Origin of the sequence: Bradyrhizobium barranii subsp. barranii, assembly GCF_017565645.3 — a bacterium.
Taxonomy (GTDB): Bacteria; Pseudomonadota; Alphaproteobacteria; order Rhizobiales; family Xanthobacteraceae; genus Bradyrhizobium; species Bradyrhizobium barranii.
Genome location: NZ_CP086136.1, coordinates 8,068,745 through 8,081,265 on the forward strand (window position 1 = coordinate 8,068,745; position 12,521 = coordinate 8,081,265).

The window sequence follows — 12,521 nt, forward strand, 5'->3', positions numbered from 1 at the left end:
CGCTCGATTTGTGGCTACTGCGGGTGGATCGCGGTGGGATCGTCGAGATCGATCTCGCTGTCGGCGTCGGCCGCGCCCTTGTTGGTGTCGACGGTCGCATAGACCGACATGCCGGCGCGGAGCAGGTTCTGCTTCGCCACCGATTTCGGCACGCGGATGCGGACCGGCACGCGCTGCACGATCTTGGTGAAGTTGCCGGTGGCGTTGTCGGGCGGCAGCAGCGTGAACACCGAGCCGGAGCCCGCCGCGATGCTGTCGACGATCCCGGAGAACTTGCGCATGCCGTAGGCATCGACCTTGATCGTCACCGGCTGGCCGGGACGGATGCGCTTGAGCTGGGTTTCCTTGAAATTGGCGTCGATATAGACGTCGTCGAGTGGCACGATGTTGCCGAGGCGCTGGCCGACCGCGACGAAGTCGCCGGCGCTGACCAGGCGGTTCGAGAACGTGCCGTCGACCGGCGCGCGCACCGCGGTGAAGGCGAGATCGCGCTCGGCCTTGGCGAGCGAGGTCTTGAGCTCGGCGAGCTGCGCCTGCGCTTCGGCCTGCTGCGCCTTGGTGACGTCGACATTGCTGACCGCGACGTCGTAGGCGGCCTGGGCGGCCTTGACCGCGGCGGCGCCCTGGTCGCGTCCGGCTTCCGAGCTTTCGAACGTGGCGCGCGAAGCAAAGCCCTTGCTGCTCAGCGCCTGCTGGCGCTCATAATCGAGATCGGCGCGCTTGAGGCCCGCCTCGGCCGAGACGAGCTGCGCCTTGGCCTGTGCAACCTGGCTGTCGAGCGCTGCAATCTGGCGGCCGATGCGATCGATGGTGGCCTGCTGGGTCGCGATCCTGGTCGCGGCGGCATCGACCGCGATCTTGTAGTCGCCGTCATCGATGCGGAAGACGACGTCGCCGGCGCGCACGGTCGTGTTGTCGCCGGCGAGGATCGAAGAGATGTGGCCAGCAACGCGCGCGCCCAGCATGGTGTTGTTGGCGCGGACATAGGCGTCGTCGGTGGCGACGTAGAAGCGGCCGACCAGCGTGTAGTAGCCGGCATAGCTCGCGGCCGCGAGCGCCAGCACGAGGCCAACACCCATCAGGACGAATTTGCGCTTGCCGGGCTTCGGCGCGTCGGCGGCAGCAGGTGCAGCCGGCTTGTCGGTCACGGGCGTCTCCGGCGCCTCATTGGTGCGGCGCTTGGTTTCCTCGGCCACATGAGAGCGCAACTGTTCGGCAAGGGCGACGGATTTCTCGGTCGCAGCTTCACTGCCGGCCTGCCCCGGCGTCGTCTCCACCGCTTCCTGGCGAAGGACACGCGCAGCCTGGTCTCTCGATACGGCCATAAAGGCCTCCCCAACAAAAAAGCAGCGACCAGGGACGGCCGTCCTGCGGCCGGTTCCCTCTCGCCCATCCCAAATATCATTGACCGAACGGTTCGGTCAACATAGATAATATTCCCGGGCAGGACCCTACTGGCCCGAATCCTTTATTTGGGTTTCATGGGTCGGGCCCGATCCAGAAACCTTCCGAGACGCTGAACCAATGGTTGTAGCCGGCCGCGAAAATCTCCACGTCGTCCAGGAGGAGGACAGCTCCAAGCGCCGCCAGATCCTGGACGGAGCCCGCAAGGTGTTCATGGATCTCGGTTTCGACGGCGCCAGCATGGGCGAGATCGCGCGCGCGGCGCAGGTCTCCAAGGGCACGCTCTACGTCTACTTCGCCGACAAATGCGCGCTGTTCGAAGCGATCCTCGAGCAGGAGGCGCTCCAGCACGGCCAGGTCGTTTTCAATTTCGATCCCGCGCGCGATGCCGAGACCACGCTGAAGGATTTTGGCCGGGCCTATATCCATCTGCTGTGCCGGCCCGGCGGCGGTTCGGCGATCCGCACCGTGATGGCGATCGCCGAGCGCATGCCCGATGTCGGCCGCCGCTATTATCTGCGCGTGCTGGACAAGACCATCAACCGGCTCTCCGAATATCTTAAATTCCATGTCGCCTCCGACGATCTCAAGATCGACGATTGCGATCTGGCGGCGTCGCAGTTCATGGAGCTGTGCAAGGCCTCGCTCTTCCTGCCGTTCGTTTTCCAGGCCGCGCCTGCGCCGTCGGAAGAGCGCATGACCGAGGTCGTCGACAGCGCGACGCGGATGTTTCTGGCGGCGTACCGGGCGAAGTAGCAGCGGCGGGCCACGCGTTGCGCAGCCCGCTGCCGCGGCATTATACTAAGCGCCATGTCCCGTGATCTTCGCCCGCCCGTCGATATCCTCCATTACGAGATCGTCCAGGAACAGGCCTCAGCGCTTGGACGGATGGGCAGTGCACTCGAACAGAGTCTTGCGCGCTTGCGCGAATTCGACGTCGCGCACGCGGAGGCGCCGGCCTCAATGCAAGCGGCGCGGCGCAAGCTGGTGCTGGAAGCCGGCCAGGCGCTCTGGATGTTCGTGGTGCAACGTGAGGCGTCCGGCTTGCGCGACAGCCGCCATATCATGCGGACCTACAACGTCCCGGGCGAGGTGCAGCGGTGCATGGGGCTGGTCCCCGCACCGTCGAAGCCGGCAGCGAAATGACTGTCCGGCACCCGAGCTAGGTCTCGATCTCTTCCATCTTGCGCCACCCATGCAGGACGCGGCGCCCGTCCCGGGTGAATGCGAAGCAATTGCCGCCGCCGGCCGCCTGATCGTGAACGCGATCGATGGCATGACCGGCTTGGTGACAGAACAGCAGCGTGCCGACGGCACCGTGGCCAACGAAGAGAACGTCGCCCGGGCGATTGCGGGATAGCACCGCCTCGGTCTCGCGCACGATGCGCGCCTGCGCATCGACGGCGCGCTCCCAGCCGCGGACGCTGAGATGTGGCTGCGCGAAAAACTGGTCGGCGACCTCCTCGAACTCGGCCGGTTTCAGGAAGCCGGTCGCTGAACGGTCGTTCTCATGCATGGCCTCGCGGATCTCGATCATGAGGCCGAGGCGGCCTGCGATGATCTCCGCGGTCTCGATCGCCTTGCGCTCGGCGCTCGAGACGATCTGCGTGGTGCTCGCGAGCCAGCCCGCATTCGCCAGCGCTTCGGTGCGCGCAAGACCGACCGGGCTGAGGCCCCATTGCGGCACGGGTACCGCGGGATCGATTTGAACCTGCGGATGGGTGAGATAGCGGACGATATCGGCGGGCATCTTACTCGTCGGCGTACTCGTCCTCTTCCTGTTTGCGCGTCGCGCTCTTGCGCGTTCCGAGCGAGCCCGTGACATAGGGATCACGCCGACCGGCGTAAGGGTTGCGCTGCTGGGCGCGGCCGGCGACCTCGTCGCCCGAGACGGCGGCGGGCTGGCAGATCAGGCGGCGGCTGGCGCGGCGCATCAGATCCACATGGATATGATCGTAGTGATAGACGTTCGAGCCCGGCGCGAGCACCGTGGTGAAATGCGCGCACGCGCCCGACTGCACGTCGCGCAGGAACCCCTGCTCTTCCGGCATGCCGCGCCAGCCGTCCTTCACGGTGACGCGGCGACCGTCGGCGAGCACGAAGGCGGCGATGTCGAGCGCGTTGCCGAAGGCGTGCTCGGAAATGTGGGCGTGCGAGTTGCCGTTCATGCCACGGCAGGAATAGGCGGAGATCTGCTTGATCTCGACGACGCGGGCGCCGAACCAGCGCATCGCCGATGGCTGCACGGTGTCGGCGAGCCAGCGATCGAGCTCGGACACGATCGGGCAGGCGAGCGTCGCAGTCGGCTTGATCGCGACGGGGCCGACGGCGATGACGGGATTGCCCTGCGCCGGACCAAGACGCGGCAAAGGTTGCTGCGCGGGCGCCTGCGAGTACGGCGCCGGCCGCGCCGGATAGCTCGGCGCATTCATGTAGCGTGCGGCGCCCGCGGCATCGGTGCCCTCGGGCGGCAAGTCGATCTCGTCCTCTTGCTGTGCCACGCCGGGCGCACTCAGCGACATCGGGCCGGGCGCGTTGCCATAGCCGGAGGGCTGGCGCACCGCGCTCTCGGGATAGTTCGACCGCTGCGGATAGGAGGATGACGGATAGTTCTGGTTCTGCGGAGCGTTCGATCGCGGCTGCGTCACCGGCCATCGCGGCTGGCCGCCGACACTCCCCGGCGGACGCAGTTCCTCGTCGGCAAAGCCATAGCTGCCCGAGGCTTCGCCGATGGCGGCGACCTTCAACGGGAACTCGGCGCCGCACATGCCGGGGCCCGAGATCGGCTCGATGCGGACGAGATCCGGCCCCTCTTTCACCGCGCCCGATTTCAGGCATGCGGCTTCGGCCTCGGCCCGCCACGGTTCGCGTTCGGCCTGGAAAAAGCCGCGTCCGCAACCCGCAAGCGAAACAAGGACGATGGAGCCGACGAGATACAAACGAACTCCGCGCGTCATGCACGCACGTTCGGTGAATTTACTTAAAGACTCTTCAACGTGTTGATTTCAGTGTTCTTTAACCATACCGGCGCGCACGCGCGTACGCCGCCAGACAGCAGCGGAAGCAAGGCTGACTTTTTCGGAGAGAGACTCTCTGTTAACCATGATGCGCTCGCACGGGGGACAGCAGCGGGAGCGACCTTATGACGTTCGCCGGGAGACTGAGCGTTATCACCGCGTGCCTCGCCATGGCCTTTGTCGGCGCCATCGTGCTCGGCATGATCTAGAGACATCACCGACCGCATCACGGGCTTGCCCGACGGCGCCGGATCATCCGGCCGCCGTGCGTTTTGCCGTGCTCAGAAATTCGAGCAGGACGATCCCGTGACGCCGCCGATCTTGAAGTCGTGACAGACCAGACCGGGATTATCGGGATCGGGATAGCCGTCGTCCTTCTCGCGAACCGTATGACTGAAGCGCCAGCCCCGCGTGCGCATGCAGCGCTTGTATTGCGCTGAGGTCACCGTGCCGTTCTGCGGCGCGCCGAGTTGCGCGTCGCAGAACGCGCTGTCGACATGCAGCGCATCGTCGCCGCGCTGCTGCTTCAGCACGTTGTTCCAGATGTCGGTGTCGGCGTGGGCCGGGATCGCGCTGCCGATCAGCAGCGCGGCGATGAGGCCGAGACGTTTCATGTTGGCTCTCCTTGCATGCGTCGTCAGCCATCGGTCGCGTGCAAGCGAGATGCAGGTTCGGTGCGGGACGATTACAAATTGGACAGGGGATCTTTCTTTTCCTTCTCCCCTTGCGGGAGAGGGTAAGCAGCACGCCTGCCCGCGAAAGACTACGACCTTGCCCCCCACTGCCGTGATGTCGTGATCACCTTCTGCTGCCGCTCCTCGACGTGCGTCCAGTCGTTGCCGGAGCACCAGAAATGGCCGAGCGCGCAGGCTTCGACGCGAAGCCTGCCGGAAGCCGTCAGCGTCATCGTCCCATAATAGGTGCTGCCGCTGGAACGGCTGTAGATGCTGCCGGTCCAGGCGTTGTGCGTTTTCGGCTTCATGTTGACGAGCACGCTTTCGCCCCGGCTCGAGGCTTCGGTCAGCGCATAGCCGCACAGCGCGGCGCCGCAGCGTTCGATGCGAACCGTGCCCTTCGCGCCTGCGCTCTCCCATTCGCCGAGCGGCGAGTATGCCGGCTCGTCATCGCTGCGCTGTGCGATCGATGAAGTCTCGTTGATCTCGGGCCTCGGAGCGACGGCTGTCGCCTCCACACGCGGCCGATCGAGCAGGACGGCATTCGGCGGATCCATGCGCGGCAGCTCAACTCTCGGCGGATTGGGGCTCGGCGCCTCGAGTCTTGGCGGCGGCGGCAGGACGACAGGCTGCGATGTGGTCGCGGCCATGACGGGGGCGGGCGGCGCGGGCGGTGCCACGACGACGGCCGCTGGCGCCGGCCTGACCGGAGCTACCGGACAAGCCGGTTGCTGCGGCGCGACCGCGAGCGGCGGCGGAGCAGGTGTGGTGTCGACATCGTTCCTCGGCCGGAGGCTGCGATTGGATGAAACCGACACGCAGGAAGCAGCCCGGCAAGTCCGCGGCGCCTCGACATGAAACCGGTGGCCGCCGATCGAGAAGGTGTAGGAACCGGCGTAGGAACCGGCTTGGGCTGAAGACGCCATCGCCACCAAAGCGATCAATGTGCCAAGCGAAGTCGCAAGCCGCTTCATCGGCGCCTCCCTCTGTGTCGCGACGAGGTTACGCGGGCTGACTTGCCGCTGAATGTGCGCTGCCTCACCCAGCCGACGCGGTCCGTTGTGACGTCCATCACAGAAGTCGGGACAGGCCCCGGCGTAGGGTCGAACCACGCTTCATCCACCAGCGACACCAGTTCAGACCGGCACAATTTTCAGAGGTTGCCATGAACAAGCTCACCATCGCCGCCACCGCGCTCTTCCTCGCCTCGACCGCCGCCGCGCATGCCGGCAACTCGATTGCGTTCCAGATCGAAGGCCAGCACATCCGCATCGAGACGCCGCGCAACTGCGCCTCGCTCGATTGCGTGACGATCGTCGCACCGGGCCTGTCGGACAAGCCGATCAAGCTGAACAACATCAACCTCAAGGGCCTCGGCGGCTCCAAGGACGACGACGACACCACGCCAGCTCCGTCCACGACGACCGCGCAGCCGGCGCCGGCTCCGGTGCAGCAGCAGCCCGTGCAACAGGCGCCGGTGCAGGCGACCGCGCCGGCCGCGCCAGCTGTCGCCGCCCCCGCGGCTCCCGCCACGACGGTTGCTGCCGCTCCGGCCGCCGGCTACGACAACACCGCGCAGACCGCGCCCGTCGCAGCTCCCGTCGCCGCTCCGGCGCCGGTTGCTGCCGCGCCCGTGCAAGCCGCCAATACGCCGATCGGCGTCTGGGCGACCGAAGAGAACAAGGGCAATGTCCGCGTCGAACAGTGCGGCGCCAATCTCTGCGGTTACGCCGTGAAGTCCAACGAGCGCATCCTGATCAACATGAAGCCCGACGGCGCGAAGTGGAGCGGCCGCATCCACGATCCCGACTCCGGCCGCAACTACGACTCCACGATCGCGATGAAGGGCCCGAATGCGATGCGCGTGCAGGGCTGTGCCTTCGGCGGCATGTTCTGCGGCGGCCAGACCTGGAAGCGCGTCAGCTGACACCGGAGGTGTCATCCTCGACAGGTGCACAATGATCGTCATGCCCGGGCTTGTCCCGCCTGCGCGGCCAAAGCCGCTTCGGCGAGGCGAAGGCCCGGGCATCCACGTTCTCGGTAGCGCGCGTTAAGACGTGGATGGCCGGGACAAGCCCGGCCATGACGCAGTAGAGAGGGCCGAGCTCATTCGCTCGTATCGCAGGTCGTTTGAACGTTCGCCCCGTCCATGCGACACATGTTCATCCACCATTCAGCTAACCCCAGCTGATATCGGCCGATCTCGCCTCGCGTTCTCACCGGGACTTCCTCGTGACATCAATGGTGGCTTGGCGCCGCTTCGTCTTTGCGCTTCCGTTGCTGGCGTTGCCGCTGGCCGGCGCGAGCGTGGCGCTCGCATCCGATGCAATCGAGCTTGCGCAGGCCCAGCCCCAGGCGCAGCCAAATCCCGCCCCCTCCCCGACGCCGTCGGCTTCACCTGCGCCCGCCACGGACGCGCAACCCGCCGCCGTCGAGCCCATCGGCAACGTCGCGACCGTGACGGGGATCGCGACCGTGGTCCGCGACAGGAACTCGTATCCGCTGCGCGTGCGCGACGACATCTATCTCAACGACGTCGTGCAGACCTCGTCGAACTCCTCGCTCGGCATCACCTTCAACGACGCCACCACGTTCAACCTCTCCGCCAGCGCGAAGATCACCATCGACAATTACGTCTATGAGGACGGCGGCAAGCAAAATTCGGCGATCTTCGACATCGGCAAGGGCACCGTTGCCTTCGTCGCGGCAGCCGTGGCGAAGACCGGCGACATGAAGATCGCGACGCCGACCGCAACGCTCGGCATTCGCGGCACCACCGGCGTCGTCGACGTTCCCGAAGGCGCGGCGGCCAGTGCTGCGAACAACGTCAACATCAAGCTCTATCCCGACGCCGACGGCCGGGTCGGCCACATCGAGGTCAACGACCGCACCAGCGGCACGCGACTCGGCGCGCTGACGCAGGCCGCAAGCGGTTTTGCGATCCGCCCGGGCGCCGGAGGCACAGGCGGTATGCGCTTTGCCGCCGTGCCGATCACGATCGCTCCGCAGCAGATCGCGCGCGACCGCGGCTTCGTCAGCCAGGTGCATCTGGCGCAGACCACGGGCCGGCAGATCGTCACCGAGCAGCGCGACTTCCGCCGCGCCAATCCGGCCGCGATCAGCCGCATTCCACGGCCGAGCCAGCCACCACAGCAGCAGCAATTGCGACCGACGACAGCGCCCGGCCAGCAGCCGCAGCGCCCGAACGGCCAGCCTGGCCAGAACAACCGTCCAGGTCAGCAGCAGCCGGGCACGCCAGGCCGCCAGGGCGCGCAGCCGCCGCAGCGGCAAGGACAAGGCGGCGCCGTGCAGCCGGGCGCGCCGCGCGCGGGCCAGGGGCAGCAGCAGCGAGGCCAGCAACCACAGGGCCAGCAGCAACCAGGTCAGCAGCAAGGTGCGGGACAGCCGGCAGGTGCGCCGCGCACTGGACAAGGCACGCAGCCCGGCGGCGCGCTGCAGACGCAGCCGCAGCGAAACGGACAGACCCCGGCGCAGCCCGGCGGAGTCGTACCGTCGCAGCCGGGCACGGCGCCGCAGCCGCAAACGCCGCGCACCGGATTGCAGCCGGGCCAGCCGCCTGCGGCTCAGCAGCCAGGCGGCATCCAGCGCCAGGGCGGATTCCAGCAGCGCCTCCCCGCCGCGCAACGTCCCGCAGCACCGCGCAGACCGTCGCCGGCTCCGAAGGAGAAGAAAGAGCGGCGGTGAACGGTGCCTCCCCTCACCCTGAGGAGCTTGCGAAGCAAGCATCTCGAAGGGCGAGGCCACAGTCGGGCCGCATGGTTCGAGACGCGCGCGGTGCGCGCTCCTCACCATGAGGGCCGACGTCGAGTGGGCGGCCCTCTCCTCCATCATTGCGAGCGAAGCGAAGCAATCCAGAATCTTTCCGCTGAGGGACTCTGGATTGCTTCGCTGCGCTCGCAATGACGACTTGGAGGGAACTAGGGCTCCCACAAACTTGCTAGCTCGCGGATGTTTCCAAACTCGCGAGCAGAGCAGCGTGAAGACAACTCACGCTTCGCCGCGCAGCCAGGCCTTCACCTTCTGCAACAGGCCATGACGCAGTTCGTCGACTGAGGCGGCTTCAGCTGGTGTCAGGGGTTGCAAAGCTACATCGATGTCGTCGGTTGCTGGCGCCGGCTCGGGCACCGGCACAGGCGCCAGTCCTGCCGCTGCAAGCGCGATCGGACCGACCTGTACCAGGAATGCTCGCTCATATTCGCGCGACAGGCGCGCGAGCGCATCCTCCAGCGTCAGCCAGTCGACCGCCTTGATGTCGTTCATCAGCTTGCGAACGGGACCGCCCTCGGCCTCCATGCGCCAGAAATGCACGACCTTGGAGCGCCCTCCCGACTGGTAGACGAGCGTGCCGAGGAATTCGTGGATGGCCACATTGTGGCCGGTCTCTTCCAGCACTTCGCGGTGCGCGGCTTCCTTCGGCGTCTCGCCGTCGTCGAGCTTGCCCTTGGGCAAAACCCATTCGTTCCGCTTGCGCTGGCGCACGACCGCAACCAGCGGCGGCGCGCCACGCCGCAGCACAATACCACCCGCCGCCATCACCGGCGCCCGCGCCATCACAAGATTCCGTGTCGATCCAATCGGCCCGCCGACGATATAGGCTGCCGACGCGGCGGATTGAAGGCTAGTTCTTCTTCAACAGCGCTTGACCTGCGCGAATGCGGGTGCCCTCGCCAATGCCGTCGCAGAAGTTGAAATCACCGGGCGCCAGGATGATGATGGTGGAGCCGTGCTCGAACCAGCCGAGCTCCTCGCCCTTGGTCACGTTGACGTCGCAGGGGAAATTGACCGGCCCGCGGGTCTGCGCGTTCAGCACCATGTCGAGGAAGTGCAGGCGGATGCTCGCGACCAGGATCGCGGCGACCGGCACCAGCGTCACGGCTTCGCCGGTCGACAAATGCGTGCGGATCACCGCGCGCTCGTTCTTGCAGAACAGGCGCTCGACCCTCTTCAGCGCGATCGGGTTGACGTTCCAGACGTCGCCATGGATCAGCGTGACGCGTTCGATATGCGCGTCAAAAGGTGCATGGAAGCGATGATACATGCTCGAGGTCAACCGCAGCGTGACGAAGGAGCCGTTGCGATGTTGATCCACGAGAGCGGAGTCGCCGAGCAGGTCGAGCAGCGAATAGGGCGCACCCTTGACCTGGAACAGCTCGGTGTCGGCGATCCGGCCATGGGCGCCAACGATGCCGTCCGAGGGGCTGGCGACAATGGAAGGGTCGGGATCGAAGGGGCGCAGCCCGGGCTTGAGCTCCCGGGTGAAGCAGTCGTGCAGGCTCTTGAAGTGGGTCTTGCGCGCCTCCGACAGATCGAGGTCGGAAAACAGCTTCCACAGCGCGATCGAGAAGTCCCTGACGAGCGGGTTCTCGATCTTGGAGAACCGGCCCATGAAGCGGGTCAGGGCCGCGCGGGGGATGCGGTTGGTCAACAGGAAGTTGAGGTCTTCCTGCTGGGTGAAAGAGGCGATGAGGGCTTTGACTGTCATGAATCTGTCAGCTCGCAGTATTAGCGCTTGTTGTCATGGAAACGACACTCCCGATTCTCTCATTTTCCGTGGCCGCCGCAGCGTCCGCTGCCGCCGCCTTCCCGAAGCTCAAGGCGCGGATCGAACTCTCCCGCGCCAAGCACCGGTCGCTCGCCGGACACTCCAAGATGTCGCGCCGGGTGGCCAAGCTGCTCCCGTTCTACGAGTTCGAAGGTGACAAGTATTTCGGCTGCGACGGCGCGCCTGATAACGTGGTGAAGCAGCGCAAGGACGCCTTCTTCCGCCTCGCCAGCCTTTACGCCGAGCGCTACCCCAAGGGCCGCGCGATGACGAAGGAAGCGGCGGAAAAGATCTCCGACCTGCACTTCACCGAGACCTACCGCGTGCCGTTCCAGTTCTCGCGCCTCGTCCGCGAGCATCTGGGCACCTCGACCTTCCTGGAATCGTCCAGCGGCGTCACCGTCACGGATGTCGACGGCAACACCTCCTACGACCTCACCGGGTCCTACGGCGTCAACATCTTCGGCAACGACTTCTACAAGGAGTGCATCGAGGGCTCGGAGAAGCGGGCGCACGCGCTCGGTCCGGTGCTCGGCCCCTACCATCCCGTTATCCTCGAGAACGTGCAACGGCTCTGCCAGATCTCGGGCCTCGACGAGGTCTCGTTCCACATGTCCGGCACCGAGGCCGTCATGCAGGCGGTGCGGCTTGCGCGCTACCACACCAAGCGGACGCATCTCGTTCGTTTCGCCGGCGCCTATCACGGCTGGTGGGGCGACGTGCAGCCCGGCGTCGGCAATCCGATTCCCGCGCACGAGACCTACACCCTCGCCGAGATGTCCGAGAAGACATTGCACGTGCTGCGCACGCGCAAGGACATCGCCTGCGTGCTGGTCAATCCGTTGCAGGGCCTGCATCCGAACGGCAACGCGCCCGGCGATTCCTCGCTGGTCGATTCCTCCCGCGGCGGCAACTTTGACCGCGCGGCGTATACCGAGTGGCTGAAGAAGCTGCGCGAAGTCTGCACCGAGCGCGGCATCGCGCTGATCTTCGACGAGGTCTTCGTCGGCTTCCGACTCGCAGCCGGCGGCGCCCAGGAGTACTTTGGCGTCAAGGCCGACATGGTGACCTACGGCAAGAGCCTCGCCGGCGGCCTGCCGGTCGGCGTCGTTTGCGGCAAGAAGGAATTGATGCGCCGCTTCCGCGACGATCGCCCCGCCGACATCTGCTTCGCCCGCGGCACCTTCAACTCGCACCCCTACGTCATGACGGCGATGGACGAGTTCTTGAGCCGGCTCGCCAGCCCGAACTTCCGTGCCATCTATGATGGGCTGGACACTACCTGGAACGGCCGCGCGCAAAAGCTCAACCAAATGATGACCGACGCCGACCTGCCGGTGCGGTTCGCCAACTTCTCGTCGATCTGGACGGTGAAATACACCACCCCGTCCCGCTACAACTGGATGCTGCAATATTACCTGCGCGCCGAAGGCCTGTCGCTGAGTTGGGTCGGCACCGGACGGCTGATCTTCAGCCTGAACTACACCGACGCCGATTTCACCGAGGTCGCCGAGCGCTTCGTCCGGGCGGCCGAGAAGATGAAGGCCGACGGCTTCTGGTGGCACGACGGCGTGCTCACCAACAAGAATATCAAGCGGCAGATTTTGAAAGAGATGCTGGCCAAGCGTTTTGGGCGCTGAGGCTCTTCCACCCTTCGCCACGAACACCGCCTGCCCTTCTCCCTCGCCCCGCCCTTGTCCGCCGAAGCCTTGGCGAAGGCGGATGCGGGGCCGCGACGAGCTACGCTCGCGCTGAGAGGGTCGGGGTGAGGGGGACTCTCCGCGCGCGCGGTGAGAATTAGCGAACGATCCGGAAGCAGTCCTCCCGCGGAGAGCCCCCCTCACCCGGCTTTGCGCTACGCGC

Annotated in this window: 12 protein-coding genes; 5 read left to right on the plus strand and 7 right to left on the minus strand. The window is 66.1% G+C overall.

Annotated elements, in window-relative coordinates:
- Nucleotides 1-14: 14 nt before the first annotated feature.
- A complete protein-coding gene (locus J4G43_RS39225; RefSeq protein WP_208088206.1) occupies nucleotides 15-1,325 on the minus strand; it encodes an HlyD family secretion protein in 1,311 nt (436 codons plus the stop codon).
- Between the two features lie 199 nt (nucleotides 1,326-1,524).
- On the opposite strand from J4G43_RS39225, the gene J4G43_RS39230 reads away from it, so the two are divergent.
- Both J4G43_RS39230 and J4G43_RS39235 read left to right on the plus strand, forming a co-directional pair.
- On the plus strand, nucleotides 1,525-2,160 hold the full coding sequence (locus J4G43_RS39230; RefSeq protein ID WP_208088207.1) for a TetR/AcrR family transcriptional regulator: 636 nt from the start codon (nucleotides 1,525-1,527) through the stop codon (nucleotides 2,158-2,160).
- Nucleotides 2,161-2,214: 54 nt separating this feature from the next.
- Nucleotides 2,215-2,550 (plus strand): DUF6665 family protein, encoded by a 336-nt coding sequence (locus J4G43_RS39235; protein ID WP_208088208.1) that lies wholly within the window; start codon nucleotides 2,215-2,217, stop codon nucleotides 2,548-2,550.
- A gap of 16 nt (nucleotides 2,551-2,566) precedes the next feature.
- Here the strand turns inward: J4G43_RS39235 and J4G43_RS39240 are convergent, their stop codons facing one another.
- From J4G43_RS39240 to J4G43_RS39255, 4 genes are all read right to left on the minus strand, one after another.
- Entirely contained in the window at nucleotides 2,567-3,154 is a 588-nt protein-coding gene (locus J4G43_RS39240; RefSeq protein ID WP_208088209.1) for a histidine phosphatase family protein, read from the minus strand.
- 1 nt (nucleotide 3,155) lies between these two features.
- The gene (locus tag J4G43_RS39245; RefSeq protein WP_208088210.1) at nucleotides 3,156-4,361 is read right to left on the minus strand and encodes an extensin-like domain-containing protein; all 1,206 of its coding nucleotides are present in this window, start codon (nucleotides 4,359-4,361) and stop codon (nucleotides 3,156-3,158) included.
- Nucleotides 4,362-4,702: 341 nt separating this feature from the next.
- Nucleotides 4,703-5,035, minus strand: coding sequence for a hypothetical protein (locus tag J4G43_RS39250; protein ID WP_208088211.1), 333 nt, complete (start codon nucleotides 5,033-5,035; stop codon nucleotides 4,703-4,705).
- Between the two features lie 149 nt (nucleotides 5,036-5,184).
- Entirely contained in the window at nucleotides 5,185-6,069 is an 885-nt protein-coding gene (locus J4G43_RS39255) for a DUF2147 domain-containing protein (protein WP_208088212.1), read from the minus strand.
- A 191-nt stretch (nucleotides 6,070-6,260) separates the two neighbouring features.
- Between J4G43_RS39255 and J4G43_RS39260 the strand changes: the two genes are divergently transcribed.
- Together J4G43_RS39260 and J4G43_RS39265 are read left to right on the plus strand one after the other, a co-directional pair.
- On the plus strand, nucleotides 6,261-7,022 hold the full coding sequence (locus J4G43_RS39260) for a DUF2147 domain-containing protein (protein ID WP_208088213.1): 762 nt from the start codon (nucleotides 6,261-6,263) through the stop codon (nucleotides 7,020-7,022).
- Nucleotides 7,023-7,336: 314 nt separating this feature from the next.
- Entirely contained in the window at nucleotides 7,337-8,800 is a 1,464-nt protein-coding gene (locus tag J4G43_RS39265; RefSeq protein WP_208089535.1) for a FecR domain-containing protein, read from the plus strand.
- Between the two features lie 303 nt (nucleotides 8,801-9,103).
- On the opposite strand, the gene J4G43_RS39270 is transcribed toward J4G43_RS39265, so the two are convergent.
- Nucleotides 9,104-9,667 carry an NUDIX hydrolase gene (locus J4G43_RS39270; protein ID WP_208088214.1) on the minus strand — a complete coding sequence of 188 codons (564 nt, stop codon included), beginning with the start codon at nucleotides 9,665-9,667 and terminating at the stop codon, nucleotides 9,104-9,106.
- A gap of 67 nt (nucleotides 9,668-9,734) precedes the next feature.
- Nucleotides 9,735-10,598 (minus strand): archaetidylserine decarboxylase, encoded by an 864-nt coding sequence (gene asd, locus J4G43_RS39275; RefSeq protein ID WP_039153070.1) that lies wholly within the window; start codon nucleotides 10,596-10,598, stop codon nucleotides 9,735-9,737.
- Between the two features lie 35 nt (nucleotides 10,599-10,633).
- Here asd and J4G43_RS39280 point away from each other — a divergent pair, with 35 nt between their 5' ends.
- Nucleotides 10,634-12,298, plus strand: a complete 1,665-nt coding sequence (locus J4G43_RS39280) for an aminotransferase class III-fold pyridoxal phosphate-dependent enzyme (protein WP_208088215.1) — start codon at nucleotides 10,634-10,636, stop codon at nucleotides 12,296-12,298.
- The last annotated feature ends 223 nt before the right edge of the window (nucleotides 12,299-12,521 follow it).